The sequence below is a fragment of the Chryseobacterium indoltheticum genome (genome assembly GCF_003815915.1).
Taxonomy (GTDB): domain Bacteria; phylum Bacteroidota; class Bacteroidia; order Flavobacteriales; family Weeksellaceae; genus Chryseobacterium; species Chryseobacterium indoltheticum.
Genome location: NZ_CP033929.1, coordinates 1,443,326 through 1,462,813, shown reverse-complemented (window position 1 = coordinate 1,462,813; position 19,488 = coordinate 1,443,326). Strand labels below are relative to the sequence as shown.

General features: G+C 33.8%; 18 protein-coding genes. 3 read left to right on the top strand and 15 right to left on the bottom strand.

Annotated elements, in window-relative coordinates:
* Positions 1 to 91: 91 nt before the first annotated feature.
* On the bottom strand, positions 92 to 1,519 hold the full coding sequence (locus EG358_RS06810; RefSeq protein ID WP_076561746.1) for an aminotransferase-like domain-containing protein: 1,428 nt from the start codon (positions 1,517 to 1,519) through the stop codon (positions 92 to 94).
* Positions 1,520 to 1,632: 113 nt separating this feature from the next.
* Between EG358_RS06810 and EG358_RS06805 the strand changes: the two genes are divergently transcribed.
* On the top strand, positions 1,633 to 2,151 hold the full coding sequence (locus tag EG358_RS06805) for a hypothetical protein (RefSeq protein WP_076561747.1): 519 nt from the start codon (positions 1,633 to 1,635) through the stop codon (positions 2,149 to 2,151).
* A gap of 191 nt (positions 2,152 to 2,342) precedes the next feature.
* Here the strand turns inward: EG358_RS06805 and EG358_RS06800 are convergent, their stop codons facing one another.
* From EG358_RS06800 to queG, 3 genes are all read right to left on the bottom strand, one after another.
* Positions 2,343 to 2,813 carry a murein L,D-transpeptidase catalytic domain-containing protein gene (locus tag EG358_RS06800; protein WP_394337945.1) on the bottom strand — a complete coding sequence of 157 codons (471 nt, stop codon included), beginning with the start codon at positions 2,811 to 2,813 and terminating at the stop codon, positions 2,343 to 2,345.
* A 191-nt stretch (positions 2,814 to 3,004) separates the two neighbouring features.
* On the bottom strand, positions 3,005 to 3,688 hold the full coding sequence (locus EG358_RS06795) for a TIGR02117 family protein (protein WP_076561749.1): 684 nt from the start codon (positions 3,686 to 3,688) through the stop codon (positions 3,005 to 3,007).
* A gap of 366 nt (positions 3,689 to 4,054) precedes the next feature.
* Entirely contained in the window at positions 4,055 to 4,999 is a 945-nt protein-coding gene (gene queG, locus EG358_RS06790; RefSeq protein ID WP_076561750.1) for a tRNA epoxyqueuosine(34) reductase QueG, read from the bottom strand.
* 109 nt (positions 5,000 to 5,108) lie between these two features.
* Here queG and EG358_RS06785 point away from each other — a divergent pair, with 109 nt between their 5' ends.
* Both EG358_RS06785 and EG358_RS06780 read left to right on the top strand, forming a co-directional pair.
* A complete protein-coding gene (locus EG358_RS06785; protein ID WP_076561751.1) occupies positions 5,109 to 5,387 on the top strand; it encodes a rhodanese-like domain-containing protein in 279 nt (92 codons plus the stop codon).
* Between the two features lie 53 nt (positions 5,388 to 5,440).
* Positions 5,441 to 6,058 carry an HD domain-containing protein gene (locus EG358_RS06780; RefSeq protein ID WP_076561752.1) on the top strand — a complete coding sequence of 206 codons (618 nt, stop codon included), beginning with the start codon at positions 5,441 to 5,443 and terminating at the stop codon, positions 6,056 to 6,058.
* An 81-nt stretch (positions 6,059 to 6,139) separates the two neighbouring features.
* On the opposite strand, the gene EG358_RS06775 is transcribed toward EG358_RS06780, so the two are convergent.
* The 11 genes from EG358_RS06775 to EG358_RS06725 form a co-directional block, all read right to left on the bottom strand.
* Entirely contained in the window at positions 6,140 to 6,913 is a 774-nt protein-coding gene (locus EG358_RS06775; protein WP_076561753.1) for an alpha/beta fold hydrolase, read from the bottom strand.
* A gap of 3 nt (positions 6,914 to 6,916) precedes the next feature.
* Positions 6,917 to 7,861: an NAD(P)H-dependent flavin oxidoreductase gene (locus tag EG358_RS06770; RefSeq protein WP_076561880.1), complete on the bottom strand. Its 945-nt coding sequence runs from the start codon at positions 7,859 to 7,861 to the stop codon at positions 6,917 to 6,919.
* A 135-nt stretch (positions 7,862 to 7,996) separates the two neighbouring features.
* Positions 7,997 to 9,364 (bottom strand): peptidylprolyl isomerase, encoded by a 1,368-nt coding sequence (locus EG358_RS06765; RefSeq protein ID WP_076561754.1) that lies wholly within the window; start codon positions 9,362 to 9,364, stop codon positions 7,997 to 7,999.
* A gap of 88 nt (positions 9,365 to 9,452) precedes the next feature.
* Positions 9,453 to 10,376 (bottom strand): PfkB family carbohydrate kinase, encoded by a 924-nt coding sequence (locus EG358_RS06760; protein ID WP_076561755.1) that lies wholly within the window; start codon positions 10,374 to 10,376, stop codon positions 9,453 to 9,455.
* Between the two features lie 64 nt (positions 10,377 to 10,440).
* Complete coding sequence (gldD, locus tag EG358_RS06755; protein ID WP_076561756.1) at positions 10,441 to 10,998, bottom strand: gliding motility lipoprotein GldD; 558 nt, start codon at positions 10,996 to 10,998, stop codon at positions 10,441 to 10,443.
* 219 nt (positions 10,999 to 11,217) lie between these two features.
* Positions 11,218 to 12,264 (bottom strand): A/G-specific adenine glycosylase, encoded by a 1,047-nt coding sequence (mutY, locus tag EG358_RS06750; RefSeq protein ID WP_076561757.1) that lies wholly within the window; start codon positions 12,262 to 12,264, stop codon positions 11,218 to 11,220.
* Between the two features lie 34 nt (positions 12,265 to 12,298).
* Complete coding sequence (locus tag EG358_RS06745) at positions 12,299 to 12,772, bottom strand: hypothetical protein (RefSeq protein ID WP_076561758.1); 474 nt, start codon at positions 12,770 to 12,772, stop codon at positions 12,299 to 12,301.
* Positions 12,773 to 12,849: 77 nt separating this feature from the next.
* Complete coding sequence (locus tag EG358_RS06740) at positions 12,850 to 14,211, bottom strand: DUF5458 family protein (RefSeq protein ID WP_076561759.1); 1,362 nt, start codon at positions 14,209 to 14,211, stop codon at positions 12,850 to 12,852.
* Positions 14,212 to 14,234: 23 nt separating this feature from the next.
* Positions 14,235 to 14,771, bottom strand: coding sequence for a type VI secretion system contractile sheath small subunit (locus EG358_RS06735; protein WP_083677075.1), 537 nt, complete (start codon positions 14,769 to 14,771; stop codon positions 14,235 to 14,237).
* Positions 14,772 to 14,923: 152 nt separating this feature from the next.
* A complete protein-coding gene (locus tag EG358_RS06730) occupies positions 14,924 to 17,023 on the bottom strand; it encodes a M13 family metallopeptidase (protein ID WP_076561882.1) in 2,100 nt (699 codons plus the stop codon).
* A gap of 212 nt (positions 17,024 to 17,235) precedes the next feature.
* Positions 17,236 to 19,290: a M13 family metallopeptidase gene (locus tag EG358_RS06725; protein WP_076561760.1), complete on the bottom strand. Its 2,055-nt coding sequence runs from the start codon at positions 19,288 to 19,290 to the stop codon at positions 17,236 to 17,238.
* Positions 19,291 to 19,488 lie beyond the last annotated feature (198 nt).

Below are 19,488 nucleotides of genomic sequence, written 5' to 3'. Positions count from 1 at the left end.
CGACAAACTGTACGTTTCCCATTATTATGAATACAAAAAGCCAAAAAGACTATTTTTGTAAACGAATCTCTCATTTTATGCTTTGCAGATTTTAATTTGGTTCATCTAAAATACTTTGCACTTTTTCTCCAATTATTTTCAGCCTCACAATACTTTCACAGGTGATTCTGTCTGCAAATATGATTCTGAAATGATGACTGTATGCATCGGTGTATGAAAATGTATCTCCAGGTGTAAAAGCGATTTTTTGATTTTCACAAAATTTATAGAAATCAGGCATATTCACTTTTTTAGGAAGTCTTCCCCAAATGCTGTAACCGCCATGAGGCCTGTGAAAGTAACATTCTTTTGGAAAGTATAATCTTAATGCATTAAGAAGTTCTACGCATTGAATTTCTAATTGTTTTCGAAAAAAACGAAGATGTCGGTCATAAGAATTTTCGTCTAACAATTGTATCATTAGTTCCTGAAAAATAGGTGCTACAGACCTTCCCAAAGAAAACTTAATTCTTTCAGCCTGCTCAAAAAATCGACCTGTATTCAGCCATCCCAGACGAATTCCCGGCGCCAAAGTTTTTGAAAATGACGAATAGGTCATTACCCAACCTTCCGTATCAAAATTACGGATTGTCGACGGTCTTTCTCCATCAAAATAAAGGTCTCCATAAATATCATTTTCAATAATCGGAATCTCATTACTTTGCGCAATCGAAACAAGTTCTTCTTTTGCTTCATCTGACATTAAAATCCCTGTGGGATTATGAAAATTTGGAGTCAATACAACAGCACGAATATTATTTTCAGTTAAAATATCTTTTAAAAAATCAATATTAAATCCTGTTTTGTATTGTACCGGAATTTCGATTACCTTCAGTTTTAAGTTTGAAATCACTTCCAAAACAGAAAAAATACACGGACTTTCTACCGCAATCACATCTCCTGATTGAGTTACTGAAGACAGCGCAATGTAAAGCGCCTGCAAAGCTCCATCTGTGATGATGAGTTGTTCTGCATTTATTTTACAACCAAATTTTGTTGCCCGTGCAGCAATTTGATTTCTTAATATTTCTGATCCGTTCGCAGAATAATATCTGAGAATTGATGATCCTTTTTTCCGAATTACTTCCTGCATTTTCCTTAAGATCAATTTTTGAGGAACGAGCAAATCTGTCGGTGCAGCGGTATTAAATGAAATTTGTTCAGAAGACTTATCCGATTTTGAAGTAAGTCTTACTTTTTTATCAAAATCCACATTGCTTACAACTGGCGAAAATGTTGGTAAATCTTCAGGAATGTCTTCATTTACTTTTATAATAACAAAAAATCCTGAGCGAGGACGATTTATAACACAGCCTTTCATAACAAGATAATCATAACCACTTTGCACCGAAGTAATGCTCAGTTTATATTTTTCTTTAATTTCTCTTATAGAAGGTAACCGATCGCCTGAAACAAGAATTCCATTTTTGATCTGTTCCTCGATGACCGAAGTGAATATTTGATATTTAAAATTCTGCATAATCCCAATCTGTTCTGCACAAATTTACAAAAAGCAAAACTGTACCGTTTGATTAGTTTAAAACTGTACCGATATTATCATTCATAAATAACTTAGCTTTGAAAAAAATAAGAATGGAGATTGTTTCAAAATTTGTAGTAGGTTCAGATCAGGGAGTTGATGAATTTTTTGATGTTAAAAAAGCTTTTATTAGAAATTCGTATCAAGAGATTATTGCACCCGAAATTATAGACAACTACATTAAAGAATATTTTGATCATAGAAAAATGATCAATGTTTTAAATGACTTTTCTAATCAATTAATTATGGTGTTTGCAGATCAACAACCTGTAGGATATTGCTTTTTTCAAACAGGAAACTTTTATCCGGAAGCTGATGAAAATCAAAAAACAACAGCTATTAAAGAGTTTTCTATTCTTCAGGAATATGATTTGCCAGAAGTGAGACTTTCTCTTTGGAATAAAGTAAAATCGGCAATTCAATTTGCAGACAGTCTTTGGATCAATATCAGAGAAAACGATTCACAAATTCATTTTTTTAAAGATCAAAACTTTGTTTTTGTGAAAGATACGGTTTCAGAACCCTTCAATCTTCCATCATCCATTTATGAATTAGATTTAAAAAATTTATAAATCTTTCTTTAGTATATGACATTTTTTAACCGCAAAAGAATCAAAAGACTTTCTATAGTTTAAGTTAAGCAAAAGTTTTCAAAACGATTAACAACTCAGCTCTTTGCGTTTCGTAAACTTTTGAATTCTTATTTTTTCAATCTTTTCTTTTGATTCTTTTGAGGTAAAATATTTTTGTCATTACTAAAAAATTATTCATTATAAATCCACATCAATAAAGGTTTTTCAGAGTTTTGAATAATCGGGTCTAATTCTTTCATCGCATTATTGGAAATTGTAGGACAACCCCAACCTTCCGGCGAGCCTTTTGGGTAAACTTCATCATCACTCATCAATTCCCATGAATGAAAAACAATGAATCTTTGTAGCGCATTGTTATTGGTTTTTTCGAGACCGTGCATTAAATATTTCACATGAATTCCCCAATCGCTTCTTCCTCTTTCGCCTAATTGATATTTCCCCAAAGCCGAAAGATGGCTTCCGTCTTCATTACTAAATTGAGGATTGTCTTTTGATTCATCGCTGCTCCAACTATTGCTTCCACATCCATGACCTACCAAATATTTATTTGAAATTTTCTGCTCTTTAAAATCCCAGATGATAAAACGGCTCAATCCGGAATGCAGGCTCATATCAATTAAAATACAAAACTCAGTATTCATTTTTTTGCTTTTGCAAAATGCATAGGCTTCCGCAGCTTTCTTTTTTGTTTTATTTAAATCTAATTCGGGCTTTTTGACTTCATTGGATTTTTTATTTTCAAAAACATCATTATCAGTAAGGTTTTTCGACTCGTGTTTGCAAGACAAAAAAATGACAACTAGGAAAATCAAATAAAAATTTCTCACAAGATTTATTTATAGTGTAAGAAAATTCCATAATCTGTTGGCGTCCACCATGCTGCTTTTTGTCCGGCAGCTTTTAGTGCATCGTTTGCCCAGGTGTTGCAGGTATTCAGAAAACTATAACTTCCTTTCGCATCATAAAACGCATCATTATCGCTGTAAACAGCTTTAGTTGGAATCAATATATAACTACCGTTTGTATCTCTGTCAAATTTAGCATCGATAAACTTCACTAATTCTAAATATTGTTTTTTGCTGATCATTATTTTTTTGCAGTCAGCAGCTTCGGTCATCGTTTTGTAGAATGAAGCGTGCATTGCAGATTCACTCATCCAAAATGCAGCTTTTACAGCCGTAGAAAATTTCAGGTCTGACCAAGTTGGTGTATCCAGATAAAAACCTTTGTCTCCCCACCCGATTCCTACATAATTGTAATCTGACTTTTTTGATGTTGTATTTGCAAACGGAATTTTTGCGCTCCAATCGTGCAATTCATTTTTCACAGGCATTACAATATCGGTATGAACACCGTTGGTATAAATGTAAATCGGAATTTCTTTTTGCTCACCATCATCCTTTGCCGAAACTTCGATAAAAGGAAGCAGATAACCTAGGATAGCGTACAGCACAATGATTCCGAGGATTATTCCGAGGGTTTTCAGGAAATAGATCAGTATAATTTTCACACTCATGTTTTCAGATATTGAAGTTTAATAAAATTTAATCTAAATTTTTTCTAAAAGTATTTATTTTAATTCAAAAATTAATTAAATTTAGCTAACAAACATTCACAAATATGCTTAAAAACACGAAATCTCAAAAAAGATTTAAAGTAAGAGTAAAAACAGCTCCTAAAAGAACTCAGAAAAAACGTTGATTTTCTTAAAGATATTCTCTTTTTGAAAGTCAATTTTTCTTTTGTAGGAAAGGCTTTTTTAATTTTTATGAATTGGAATCTTTTATTTCTTTAGAACTAAAGTTTTAAGGAATGGTACAATACCCATATTATTTTTGGAAACTATAATTTCCGAACAGGTTTTTTCACCTTTTATATTTTGCTATAATTTCTCTGACGATTGATTCAAAAACTCAATATTTCTTTTCAAACCGGCAAATTTTGTGCGCTTCACAGGTGATTTTCGGAATATTTCGGAGAATATTTCCTGAGTCAATTCTTTCCATTCACCTTTTTTGAAACTTTTTAACGCTTCGTTAGGTTTAAATTTAGCCTGAAGATTCGGTGCGGAAAAACGGTTCCAAGGACAAACATCCTGACAAATATCGCAGCCAAACATCCAGTCTTCCATTTTATCTTTAAAGTAATCGGGAATTTCAGTTTTCAATTCAATCGTTGCATAGGAAATACATTTGCTTCCGTCAACAATTTTCTCCGAAACAATCGCATCAGTTGGACAAGCATCGATACATTTTCTGCAGCTTCCGCAATGATCGGTTGTTTCATGATCAGGAATTAAATCTAAATCACAAATAATTTCAGCTAAAAAATAAAAAGAACCACTTTGTTTGGTGATTAAGTTCGCATTTTTCCCAACCCAGCCAATTCCTGATTTTTTTGCCCAACTTCTTTCCAAAACCGGAGCTGAATCTACGAAAACACGGAATTCGAAATCTCCGATTTCTTCTTGTAATTCAGCAACCAAATCACGAAGAATTTCTTTTACTACTTCATGATAATCTTCAGCATACGCATATTTTGAGATTTTAAAATTCTCTAATACAGAAATTTTCTCTTCAGGAAAATAGTTATAGGAAAGCGAAATCACAGATTTGGAACCTTCTACCAACAATCTAGGATCTAATCTTTTATCGAAATGATTTTCCATGTATTTCATTTCGCCATGAAAATTATTTTTGAGCCATTTTTCCAAATGACGTGCATCTTCTTCCAGAAAATCTGCTTTCGAAATTCCACAATTCTGAAACCCAAAACTTTTAGCTTTAGATTTGATTAATTGGGAATATTTTTCAGCAGTTGAATTCATAGATTTCGCATTGCAAAACTAAGATTATTTTATAAATTTGTTGAAGTTTGGATGTGTGAAAATACTTCATACATTTATTTTGTAATTTAACTCAAAAAAATTAAATATTATGTCATTAGCAGATGTATTACAATCAGGAAATTATGCATTAATCGACGTTCGCGAGCCAATGGAGCTTGAAATGGACGGAAATATAGAAGGAGCAGTCAATATTCCTTTGGGAGAAGTTGAAGACAGAAAAGACGAAATCTTATCTATCGAAAAGCCTGTTGTTTTGTTCTGCAGAAGCGGAAACAGAAGTGGAAAGGCATTAGAATATCTGAATTCTCAAGGCTTACAAGATGGCTACAACGGCGGTGGCTGGGCTGATTTGAAAGCAAGCTTATAAGAACAGAAGGAACTTTTTTAAGTTCCTTTTTTTATTTAACTTTAATGATATTTATGATTTTAAAAGATAGATTTGAATCGCTTTGTCTAAACTTTACTGAAGATAAAATTTTAATTGAAAAATTTTGGATCAAAATTGAGAAAAATTATTCAGGGAAAAACAGGCATTATCACAATCTTCAACATTTAGAAACTCTATTTGAAGAAATTGAACATGTAAAAGATAAAATCAAAAATTTCAATACTATTTCATTTTCTATTTTTTATCATGATTTAATTTATGATGCGACTTCAAAATTAAATGAAGAAAAAAGTGCAGATCTTGCGAAAGAAAACCTTGGAGTTATAGGTTTGAATAATGAAGATGTACAACAAATTTACGAGCAGATTTTAGCTACAAAATCACACAAAAAATCGGATGATGAAGACACTAATTTTCTTTTAGATGCAGATTTATCGATTCTTGGGAAAAGCCCGCAAGTTTATTTAGAGTATATCAAACAAATCAGAAAAGAATATTCTATTTATCCGGATTTCCTTTATAAACCGGGAAGGAAAAAGGTTTTACAATATTTTCTAGCACTGGAAAATATTTTTAAAACTGAGTATTTTAAGAATAAATATGAATCTCAAGCGAGGGAGAATATAGAATTTGAATTGAGAAGTTTGTAGGTTTTTCTTATTTTATAAACCACCCCGTCAAAAATTCTTTAAATTTTCGCCACCCCTCCAGAGGAGGGGAATTGTAGCGAATTAATTTATTACGGAGTTTATAAATTCAATTGATTTATTTAAAACTATTTCCGGAGATTCTTTGTGCGGTGTATGTTCAACATTTGGAATGATGAATTTCTCCGATCTTCCTGCAACCTGCGAAACCGTTCTTTCAACTTGATCTAAAGTTCCGTATTCATCAGCTTCTCCTTGAATAAACAAAAGAGGACTTTTAATATTTTTCAATAAATACTCAATATTCCAGCTTCTGAACTTGTCGCTAAGCCAGATTTCAGTCCATGCTTTGACAATTATTTCCACTTTATCACCGTGATATTTTTCGAGACGTTGAGGTAGATTTGTGGTGTTGTAAGCACTTAATGCTTCTTCCACACCTTTCACTGTAATATCTTCAACAAAAATATGTCCGGCTTCACAGATTACAGCTTTCACTTTTTCAGGATATTTTGATGCGGCAATTAAGGCAATCGTTCCGCCATCGCTGTGCCCGAAAAGAATTGCATCGTTTATATCTAATTCAGAAAGCAAGTCATTCAATACATCTGCTTCCAGTTCCATGTAATTGTTTTCTCTTTCATGGGTAATCATTGGAAAAGACTTGCCATATCCTAAGCGGTCATATACCAAAACATTACATTGGGTAGCTTCCGCCAATTTTTCAGGAAAATCTCTCCAAAGCTGAACCGAACCTAAAGAATCATGCAGAAAAACAATTGTTGGTTTATTTTCGAATGAATTATTAAATTTTATAAATAAGTTTTGACCTTTTACATCAATTACCTCTTCAATCATTATTTATAAGCTCGGATTTTTTGTTTCATTAAATTCTTTTAAAAGGTTAGCAAAAACCGTTTCCACAGGAAGAACTTCGTCAATCAAAGCTGAAACCTGACCGATTTCCAATTCACCTTCTTCCATATCACCTTCAAACATTCCTTTCTTAGCCCTTGCTCTACCTAATGAAGCGACCAAAGCTTCCGCATTTCTTCCCACATTATATATTTCCTCAAGCTCGTTGAAAAACTTGTTTTTAACCATTCTTACGGGCGCCAATTCTTTTAAAGTAAGAAGCGTATCACCTTCATTCAGTTCTGTAATTTTCTTTTTCCAGTTTTCGTGAGCACTTGCTTCTTGTGTAGCCGCAAAACGACTTCCTATCTGAACTCCGTCTGCTCCTAAAATCATGGCAGCTTTCATTTGGGAACCTAAAGCAATTCCTCCTGCAGCAATCAATGGTTTAGAAATATGTTTTTTAACATTCGGAATCAGGCAAAAAGTTGTTGTTTCGTCTCTTCCGTTGTGACCTCCTGCTTCAAAGCCTTCCGCTACAACAGCATCAACTCCTGCTTCTTCACATTTAACGGCAAACTTGGTTGAAGAAACTACATGAGCGACTTTTAAACCTTCTTTCTGAAGCGTTTCGGTATATGTTTTAGGACTTCCGGCAGAAGTGAAGACTATCTTCACACCTTCTTCCAGAATAATATTGATGATTTCTTCTAAATTGGGGTACAGCAAGGCGATATTTACCCCAAAAGGTTGATCGGTAGCTTTCTTACATTTCTGAATATTTTCCCTTAAAATATCTGGATACATACTTGCCGAACCAATCAACCCCAATCCACCACAATTGGAAACTGCCGAAGCCAACTTCCAACCTGAATGCCAAATCATACCGGCCTGAATAATGGGATATTTTATATTGAAAAGTTCTGTGACTCTATTTTTGTTTTCGTTCATTTCATGAAGCTTTTTAGCGGAGTTGAAATCTATAAAATTACTCATAAGGTAAAAATACTAAAAACGTAGATTCTATAATACATGTGAGAACTATTTTCACAAAAAAACCTTCAGAAAGTTCTGAAGGTTTTTGTATTATTTTTTAAGAGATTCTTTTTTCCAGTTCCCTTTAAAATCACAACTGTCATATCGACCGTCTATAGAAATAAATGTGGTTGGAAGTTTTGAATTGACAAACTTCTCAATCATTTCACTTTTTTTCTTGTTGAGAGCCATCTGCTTTATTCTGTCATAATCTGTTTCAAGAGTAATCTGGTGCGCAGGAATAACATCTTCAATTTTAATGATTTTTACAACTTTTCTCTTTCTGTCATCTTCATCATCAAAAGCAGTTGTAATATCATTTTTATTAAGACCGGCAAGCTCGTAACTAATCACTCCCGGAATACTTTCTCTTTCGATTTTACTAGAACCATCTCCACCGGTAATAACACCCGCATTGAATTTAGTTTTTTTATCATCGGAAAACTTAAATGCAGCATCTTTAAAACTCAATTTTTCAGCTAAGACTAAACCTCTGATACTGTCTAATTTTTGTTTTGCAGTAGTAATTTCGGCATCTGTAGGTGTTGCCATTAAAAGAATATGTCTTGCATCATAGGCTTTCCCTGATTTTTTCACCAACTGAATAATATGGTATCCAAACTCAGATTCTACAGGGTCTGAAATTTCACCTTCCTGTAAGTTTAATGCTGCAGCTTCGAAAGGCTTTACCATTTGCCCTTTAAAGATATTTTTCATCAAACCTCCATTTGGTGCTGTTCCCTGGTCTTCAGAATAAATTCTTGCCTGACTTTCGAAACTCTCTCCACCTACAATATCAGCTTTGATTTTCTTTAATTTGCTTATTAACTCTTCTTTATGAGCCTCCGTCAATTTAGGATACATCATAATCTGAGAAAGAGAAACTTCATCTTTTATTTCAGGAAGCTGAGATTTATACAAATTGAAAAAATCGGTTACTTCATTCGGAGTAACATCGGCTTTTTCTGTAATTCTTCCATATTTTGCCTGTCCGTAATATTGATCGGTATCAATTTTTTCGATGGCATTTTTCATCTCAAACTGATTTCTGAACTTATACGCAGTAAGCATCGACTTTTCGTCCGGAAACTGAGAAAGCAATTGGTTGTACTTTGCATTTGCCCCATCTTTAATTGCCGCAGAACGGTTTTCGATCAAGGTATCTCTTTTAGCTTCGTATACCAGAAGTTTATTATTGATTAAGTTTTCCAAAAACTCACATCTGTCGGTTGTTGAAGCACCCTGCTGTTTTCCGTAATTCATCTGCTCTTCAACATCAGATTCCAAAACGATCTCATCACCAATTACTGCCGCAATACCGTCTACCAACTGACCTTTCTTTAGCTGAGCATTGATGTTTCCTGAGAACAACATCGTGAAGACTGCAAGAAGGAAAGTGATTTTTAGTTTATTTGTCATTATACTATTTTAAACAAGTTGCAAATTTAGAATTCTTAATGAATTGCACTCAATTTTTTATTATAAATATTTCTTAAAAAGAGATGATTTATTGCAATTCTACATTAAAAGTTGTCAATTCTTTAAATTGCTTCAATCTGTTTGTAATATCTGCTTCATTTACCTCCTGAATTCTTTCTGTTCCGAATTTTTCTACGGTGAAAGATGCCATTGCAGAACCTACGATTAATGCAGACTTCATGGTTTCAAAATCAAAGGTTCCTTTTTTAGCAAGATAAGCTGCAAAACCGCCTGCAAAAGTATCACCCGCTCCAGTCGGATCGAAAACTTCTTCTAAAGGAAGTGCAGGAATTGCGAATACTTTATTATCATGGAACAATAAAGCTCCGTGCTCTCCTTTTTTGATAATCACATATTCAGGCCCCATTGTATGGATCTTTTTAGCTGCTTTCACTAAAGAATATTCCCCGGAAAGCTGTCTAGCTTCTTCGTCATTGATGCTGATTACGTCAGTTTTAGCAATCATATCTTTCAAAATATCCATTGCAGAATCCATCCAGAAATTCATGGTATCTAAAATAACCAATTTTGGACGCTTATTCATTTTTTCAAGAACTGAAAGCTGAACTCCAGGGTGAAGGTTTCCTAATAACAAAATCTCTGCATCTTGCATAGAAGCTGGAATTTTTGGATCAAAATTTTCCAAAACATTCACTTCAGTAGCTAAAGTATCTCTTGTATTTAAATCATTATGATATTTTCCGGCCCAGAAAAAAGTTTTTCCTTCTTTTACAATTTCTATTCCTTCAATGTTCACATCTCTGTCGGTAAACATATCAAGATATTCTTGTGGGAAATCTCCACCAACTACCGATACAATTCCAGACTTTACACCCAAAATAGAAGATGTAATCCCAATGTAAGTAGCTGCACCACCCAAAATTTTATCTGTTTTACCAAACGGCGTCTCAATTGCATCAAATGCCACGCTTCCTACGACTAAAAGTTTCATATGTATTTTTATCTATTTTTTTAATTATATGTAATCTTACCGATTCATATGTAATTTATTATGTTTATTTTTTCCATTCAAAAGTATCCAGCAAATGCATCATATCTTTTTTGATATAATCGATTGCAGGCGCTAAAGAATCTGGTTTTGGTCTGGAATTGAAATATAAATACCCTGTCACAAAATGTTTTGTACTGTCGGTTGCATAAAACTGCAGATTGGATGCAGCCTGACCTTTCAGTTCATAAAAATTTCCGTAGACTTTTTTCTCAGGATATTCGAAAGATTTTGTATCGATAGAACTCGCTTTTACAGTATGTTTATAAACCATTTTTTCGGTTTCCATGATCTGCTGGGCAAAATCGTTGTTGATTGGGTAATACGTCAGGAAAATCTTAGCCTTCATTTTCGGGTAATTAAGATAATACCAACAAGGTTTTTTTGCATCATAAATTTTAGCATAATCTGAAACTTCAAAAGAATACAGACAATTGGGCTCAAATTTCTTATATTTTGGTGCAGGATACTCTAATCTCAATTCACCGTAAGGCTTTGGAGTAGATTCTTTTTCGCACGAAATAATCAACATTGAAAGAAAAATAAAAATGACTTTTTTAATCATTTTGCAAAAATACAAATTAGATTTTAGATTTGAGGACACAAATTTCAGCATTTCAATGAGTTTTGAAATTTAGATTACAAGAGTTTCTTTCAATGCCCATATCCATAAAGTTTGTCAGTCCGTAGGAATCTCAACTCATTTAATAAACAATAAATAAAAAAAACAGTGCTTCGATTCCTAGGGAATTATAATTATGTTGGAGATTTTTCATATTTAACATTAAAAAATTTTATATGCTATATCGTAATTTTGAATATAATTTTCTAAAGGTTTTGGAAATGATCTTTCATGAGAACCTTCAACATCCGTAATTATGTAATTGTTTTGAGCAATAAAATCTTCCCAAGCCGATTCAGAATCAACCTCAACATTAAAAATTTCTATGCTTAAATTTTTGTGGGTAAGCTTATGATTGACGGTTTTTACACTTTTAATAAATGTATTTAAATCATCAGAAATACTCAGTGGAAATTCAAATAATTTCTTCCAGATAAAATCATCTCTTCTTTGCTGAATTAAAAACTGTCCGTTCCGATGAACGAAATAATATTTTAAGTGTAAATCTTCTGCTTTCACTTTCTTGGTTTTAACAGGAAATTGTGAAGTTTTATGTAAAGAAAAAGCAAGACAATCAGCATTTACAGGACATTCTCCGCACAAAGGATTTTTTGGTTTGCAGATTTCAGAACCCAAATCCATCATTGCCTGATTAAAATCGCCTACATTTTCAGGCATAATCAAAGCTGATAATTCCGAAAAATAATTAAAAGCTCTCGAATTTGAAATATCAAAATCATCTGCAAAAATCCGGCTTAAAACTCTGTAGAAATTTCCGTCAACTGCAGGCATTTTTCCATTAAAACAAATACTTGAAACGGCAGCAGCAGTATATTTACCTATACCTTTTAGTTTTAAAATTTCTTCGTAATCAGAAGGAAAAATCCCGTTATAATCGTGGATAATTTGTTGTGAAGCTTTATGAATGTTGATAGCACGGGAGTAATACCCCAAACCTTTCCAATACAGCAAAACCTCATCTTCAGAAGATTCTGCCAAAGTTTTTACGTCGGGAAATCTTTCGATAAAATTATTGTAGTGATTTATTCCCTGAGCAATTCGGGTTTGCTGAAAAACGATCTCGCAAATCCAGATTTTATAAGGATCTTTGGTTTTTCTGAACGGTAAATCTCTCGCATTTTTATCATACCACTTCAGCAACTTGTTCCCGATGTGAAGAAAGTCTGAACTTTTTTTATTCTTTTCCAAAAAACCAATTCATTTTAGTGAGGCAAAGATAAAATTATTTTTTTGCGTTATCAAGAAGGTAAACTGGCGCACCTTTCAACCATTGATATTTGATTTGTTTCACTTCTGCAATAGATTTATAGCCTTTAAGTTTTTCTAAAAAGACGTATACCGAATCATTTTCTTCTTTTTTAAGATTTAATCTCTGATTGGAAAGAAACCGGTAAGGATACGAAATTACAGAATCTCTTTTGCTGAATAACAAATCTCCCGAATTGATGCTGTAGATATAAATTGCTTTGCCACGACCTGAAGAACTGTCGGTAACAGAAATATCTGAACTTGCCACGACCATATCGCTGATTCCGTAAGCTTCATCTTCCGACATTATATAAGCCTGATTGCTATCTTTTTTTTCGTTTTTGAAAAGATCAACTTCATATTTTCGGGGGCGCTGATATTCTTTTTCACAACTTAAAACAGCAAATAACAGAGAAGCTAACAAAGTATAAAACGTAAACTTTTTCATTAAACCGCTTTTAAAAATAATTAGAAAAAAAACCGATGTTTTTGACGCACCGGTTTCTATATTAAATATTGAGAATATTAATCCTGGATATATTCTGCATCCCACTCGTTACCGTCATCACCTTTGTGGCCGTCAAGCTTGATCACAAAACTTTTTGTCGGGAAATATGGAGTCAATCTGATATCTAGCCAAACTCTGTCTTTATTTACTTTATCCTGCTCAAAACGTACAATTTTGAACTTTTCTATTAATTTATCAGCACCTTTTATACCGTCTAAGAAACTTACAATCTGCTTTCTCAAATCATCTTCGTTTCTTGCATTCCAGTTTTCAAAGGCTCTTCTGTTTAAGAAATCCAATAAAACTTTAGTTACATAATCGAATACACGAACTACAGAATACGTCTGAAGACCGATGTTATCTCCTGTAAACAATGTTTTTGCAGAGAATGCCATGATTTTTCCGTACTCGTTCACCATAGGAACCAATCCCATTTTTTCTAACTGGGAAATTTCACTTTTCTTTAATTCAAATTTCACAGCATCTACTTCGTTGATATTACCGTGTTTTTTACCGGCAGCAACCTGTGACATTAATGTTTTGTGAATTTTTCCTGCCAACGAAGTTGAAGGTGGAAGTTCTACGTTTTCTTCTTCACCTACTTCTTCTGCTCTACCACGACCAACAAGCCAGTTACATGTCATAATGACATTACTTCGGTGCAATTCGCCACCCGTAAGATTTGCAGAGTGAAATAGATCGACTACATCATCAGGCTTATCAAGATTGGCAAAATCGGTAACCATCATTACTTTGTTTTCGTTACAGATTTTTGCCCATTTTTCAATTACTTTATTCGATCCCAAATATCCCGGAATCGCCAAAATAGAATAGTTATCTCTTAGATCTAAACGGTCGTAATAATTTTTAAACTCATCAGAAATAGCATCGATAAATAACGGGTTATCTAAATCTGAAACCTGCTCTAACGTTGCATTTACGATGCTTACATTATCTACCTTGTCTAGTTCTGTATTTTTATAAAACTGAGCAACAGTTCTGTATGAAGTTTCCAATTGACGAACAGCATCAAGAGAATTTTTAAGATTTAACTTTAAATTCTGATCTGCATTTTGTGCTTTATTTTTGCAGGTTTCTGCCATTTTTTCAGCAGATTCGTTACTGCTTAAAAGCTCTACCCAGAGATTAATTTTCTGTAGCAGCTCTTTTCTCTCATCGGTTTTATTACCATCATTCAGGAAGATTTCTTTTCTTGCTTTTCTGGTTGGGTTCATATTGGCAATCCCGTCTACGACAGATTCTATAAAGCCAAAGCCTCCGATTTTATTTAGTTCTTCTAGCGGATTGCTTTTCGGTCTGCCCGCCTGTTGTTGTTGATTATGCTGTTGACTTTCTGCAGCCTGTAATTTACTATCCATAATATTTGTGTAGGTAATTTAGATTATTTTTCAAGTTCTTGTGCAACATCTTTTAATGCCTCAATAAAAGCAGCTCTGGTCTGCTCGTTTTCCAACATATTGCGAAGAATCTTATTGGTTTTCAGCTGACGTACAATTTTATTGTACTGCTCCTGCTCCATGCTGAGCTGCTGAAGATAATCTGATTTCTGAACAAGATTTTTGGGAGTAAAGTCTGCAAGATTCTGAAAACGGAATTCTTCTTCTACCACACTTCCATCTTCTGTCTCATGCTGTACAGCGACGGAAGGCTGAAAATGTCTGAAAACATCATCTACGGTTTTTAATCCTGTAACGATTTCGGGAACATAAGTTTCGTCTGTGGTAAGCTGGCTTACGATGAGCGATTTGTTTTCCTGAATTTCCTGAATAGCTTCATTAGCGTCGACCTTGACTTCGTTTCCGCCAACACCATAATTAAACATTGCCATATTATTATTATTTTGAGATTGTTGATTTTGGTTTGGATTAGCAAATTTTTGACCAATCCATTGTTTAAATTTATAAAAAAACTGTAACATACAAAATTTTGTGAAGATTTTTCTTAAAATAATTCAATTCTCTATTGATAACCGAATGATTGTTAATATGTTTTGGTGTCACTAATCTATGAAAAATAAACAAAAAAACGCACCAAAATGATGCGTTTTAATAATAACTTATTATACGAGAATTACCAAATTTTAATTCTCTCAGCCGGAGCTTTATAAAGCTTGTCTCCAGGCTTAATATCGAATGCTTTCATAAAAGAATCCTGGTTTACCAAAGGCCCGAAAGCTCGGAAATATCCCGGTGAATGCGGATCTGTTTTCACCTGATTCATCATATACTGATCGGTAGATTTTGTTCTCCAAACTGTTGCCCAGCTCATAAAAAACCGCTGATCCTGAGTAAACCCGCTAATCAAACCTACATTTCCTTTATCTTTTAAATACATCTGTAAAGCATCATAAGCAACCGCTACGCCACCTAAATCCCCAATATTTTCACCGCTGGTAAATTTTCCGTTTACAAAACTTCCTTTTACTGGTTCGTAAGCGTTGTATTGAGCTGCCAATTGTCCCACTTTTGCATCAAAATTCTTACGATCCTGATCAGTCCACCAATTATTTAGATTTCCGTCGCCATCGAATCTTGAACCGCTATCATCAAAACCGTGTGAGATTTCATGACCAATCACTGCTCCGATTCCTCCGAAATTCACTGCAGCATCAGCTTTAGGATTGTAAAAAGGTGGCTGAAGAATCGCTGCTGGGAAAACAATTTCGTTATTTGAACCGCTGTAATATGCATTTACGGTTTGTGGAGACATTCCCCATTCCGTTTTATCAACAGGTTTTCCTACTTTTTCTAAGCTTTTCTGATATTGCCAAGCGGAAACATTTTGTAAGTTGGAATATAACGTAGCCCCTTGAGCCGGAGCTTCTACTTTTAGTTTAGAATAATCTTTCCACTGATCCGGATAAGCGATTTTCACAGAGAATTTTGATAGTTTTTCCTGAGCTTTTACTTTGGTTTCCGGCGACATCCAATCCATATCATGGATATGTTTTTTGAATGATTTTAAAATGTAGTCGATGTACATTTCCATTTGTTGCTTTGATTCCGGCGTAAAATATTTGTCAACATACAATTTTCCGAATGCTTCACCCAAAACTCCGTTTACAAGCGCTAAACCTCTTTTGTCCATCGCTCGCTGTTCTTTCTGTCCCTGAAGATATTTAGAGTAAAAATCGAAACGGATATTGTCTAGATTATCGCCCAAATTACTTGCATTCCCATTGATGATATGATATTTCAAATAATCTTTCAACAACGGAAGATTTTTCTGATTGATAAACTGATCCATATTTTGGTAATATTTCAGTTCACCCACGATTACTTTATCAGTATTTACGCCTGCATCTTTCAGATATTTAGCCAAATTTACATTTTTTACCAAGCCAGAAAGCTCAGTAACATTTTTAGGATTGTATCTTAAATTAGCATCTCTGTTTTGCTCTAAAGTCAATAAATAATTGGCCAGTTGCTTTTCAAAATCAACTACATTTTTAGCTGTTGCATCAGAATTTTTATATCCTAAAACGACAAACAATTTAGCAACATAATTTTGATATTCAGCTAAAGTTTTGGTATTGGCTTCATTTACTTTTTGATAATAATCTCTTCCTAAACCAAGATCTGGACCACCAAGATAAACCGCATTCATCTTAGAGTTTTTCATGTCTGCGCTTACTCTCCAACCATAGAAAGAGTTATCTCCCAATTTTGTCGCTTCTAAAAGATACTTCTGAAGATCATTTACATTTTTAATGGCATCAACTTTTGCTAAATCTCCTTTAATTGGATTGATACCATCTGCATTTCTTTTGCTGACATCCATAAAAGATGCATACAGATTCTGAATTTTTTGTCCTTCAGAACCTTCAGCGTATTTCTCGGTTAAAATTTTATTTAAAATACCTAGCGAAGCATCATCTACATTTTCTCTCAACGCATTGAAAGATCCCCAACTTGCTTTATCAGAAGGAATCTGAGTTTCTTTTACCCAATTCCCGTTGACATAACTGAAGAAATCATCCTGCGGACGAATCGTTTTATCCATATAAGATAAATTAATTCCGTTTTCAGGATAAATAGTCATTGAAGAATTCTCAACAACGATATTTGTAGGAGCTTTTTCCACAGTTGCAGTTGTATTTTTGGTAGTACCACAAGAATTTAAGAATACAATACCTGAGAATGCAAGTACTGCAATATTTAGCTTTTTCATTAAAATAATTTTGATGTGTAAAACAGTTTGATCAAATATAGCAATTAATGTTAAATTAATTTTATGCGTTTTTTTACATTCCTGAAATGAAAAATAGTATGATTTGGCTAAAGCCATTTGAAGAGTTTATTAAGAAAACGTGCTAAATCCCGCTTCTATTGAATAAAAAAAACCGCTCATTTCTGAACGGTTTTGAATATTTTAAATACTGATTACCAGATTTTAATTCTGTCTTCTGGTTTTTTGTATAGTTTATCACCAGGTTTCACATCAAATGCTTTGTAGAAAGCATCTACGTTTGTCAACGGACCGAAACTTCTGAAATATCCAGGAGAATGCGGATCTGTTTTTACTTGGTTCACCATATATTTTTCGCTTGATAAAGTTCTCCAAACGGTTGCCCAGCTTAGGAAAAATCTCTGATCTTGTGTATAACCGCTGATCATGCCAGGATTTCCTTTATCTTTTAAATACATTTGTAAAGCGTCGTAAGCAATGTTTACACCACCAAGATCGGCAATATTTTCACCATTTGTGAACGTACCGTTTACGAAAGTTCCTTTTACAGGCTCATACTTATCATATTGAGAGGCTAAAGCTTTAGTTGCTTTTTCGAAGTTAGCCTTGTCTTCAGGAGTCCACCAGTCCACTAAGTTTCCTTCTGCATCAAACTGAGCTCCGGAATCATCAAAACCATGACTCATTTCGTGACCGATAACAGCACCGATTCCTCCAAAATTAACCGCAGCATCTGCTTTAGGATTAAAGAATGGCGGCTGAAGAATTGCAGCAGGGAACACGATCTCGTTGTAAACCGGGTTGTAATACGCATTTACAGTTTGTGGAGTCATTCCCCATTCTGTTTTATCAACCGGTTTTCCGATTTTTGCTAAATCTTTATTATACTGCCATTCAGAAATGTTCTGAAGGTTTGCATATAAATTACCACCTTTAGATTCAGGAACGATATTTAATTTAGAATAATCTTTCCAAGTATCAGGATAAGCAACTTTTACTGTAAATTTATTTAGCTTAGCCGTTGCTTTTTCTTTTGTAGTAGCAGACATCCACGCTAAACCGTTGATGTGAACTGCAAAACTTTTCTTTAAATAATCGATCAGCTCAACCATCTGAGCTTTTGCCTCAGCCGGGAAGTATTTTTCAACATATAATTTTCCGAAAGCTTCACCCAAAGAACCATTGATCAACTCATATCCTCTTTTGTTTAAAGCTCTCTGCTCTTGCTGACCTCTTAAATATTTACCATAAAAAGCAAATTTTGCATCTCCTAATTTTTCACTTAAATAAGAAGCGCTTCCATTGATCATGTGGAATTTCAGATAATCTTTAATTACAGGTAATGTTTTGGCATTTACCAATTTATCAAAGTTTTTATAGTAATCCAGCTCCCCAATAATCACTCGGTCTGTATCTACCCCAACTTTCTTAAGATAAGCAGGAAGATCTACATTTTTAACCAAAGTTTTAAGTTCAGTCATTGTTTTTGGGTTGTACTGAAGCGTATTGTCACGGCTTTGCTCATTCGTTAATAAATGTTTTGCAATGCTTTTTTCGTAATCTACAATACCTTTCGCAGCTGCATCAGCATTTTTGTAGCCTAATTCTTTCAACATAGAAGCTACATACTTTTGGTATTCTGCAAGAGCTTCTGTGTTTTTGGCATCAACTTTCTGATAGTAATCTCTACCCATCCCTAATGAAGCGTCACCAAGGTAAACTGCATTCATATTAGAGTTTTTCAGATCAGAATAAACACCCCATCCGTAGAAATTATTTTCTCCGTCTTTGGTAACTGATGTTAAATAATTCTGAAGATCATTCAGATTTTTGATTGCATCAATTTTGTTGATGTTTTCCTGAATAGGCTTGATTCCGTCTGCATTTCTCTTCTCCATATTCATGTACGTTGCGTACAAATCCTGGATTTTTTTACCTTCACTTCCTTCTGCGAATTTATCTTTCAGAAGCGAGTTAAGAATCGTCATCGAATTGTTATCGGTATCATCCGCCAATTTGTTGAAGCTTCCCCAAGTTGGTTTATCAGAAGGGATTTTGGCAGTTTTCATCCAAGTTCCGCTTACATAATTATAGAAATCATCCTGTGGACGAACAGATTTATCCATCAAACTGATGTCTAAACCTTTATCTGTTGTAGATGCTGATTGAGTAGATTTAGTCTGAGCGTTCAACGTATTTTGTGAACAAACCCCTGCTAATAAAAACAAAGAAAGCGTTAATTTTTTCATTGTAAATAATAATTTATACAATAAGTATATTTAAATTTAATTTTGTTACGGTAAAGTTAATTTATTTTGTGAATTGAATTTTTGGAAAAAAAACATTAGATTTTTAAACGCAAAGTTCGCAAAGCTATTTATAAATATTCACTGTTTTAAAGGTCGCAAAGGCGTTTCACTCAGCAAAATTATAAAGATTTACTTTAT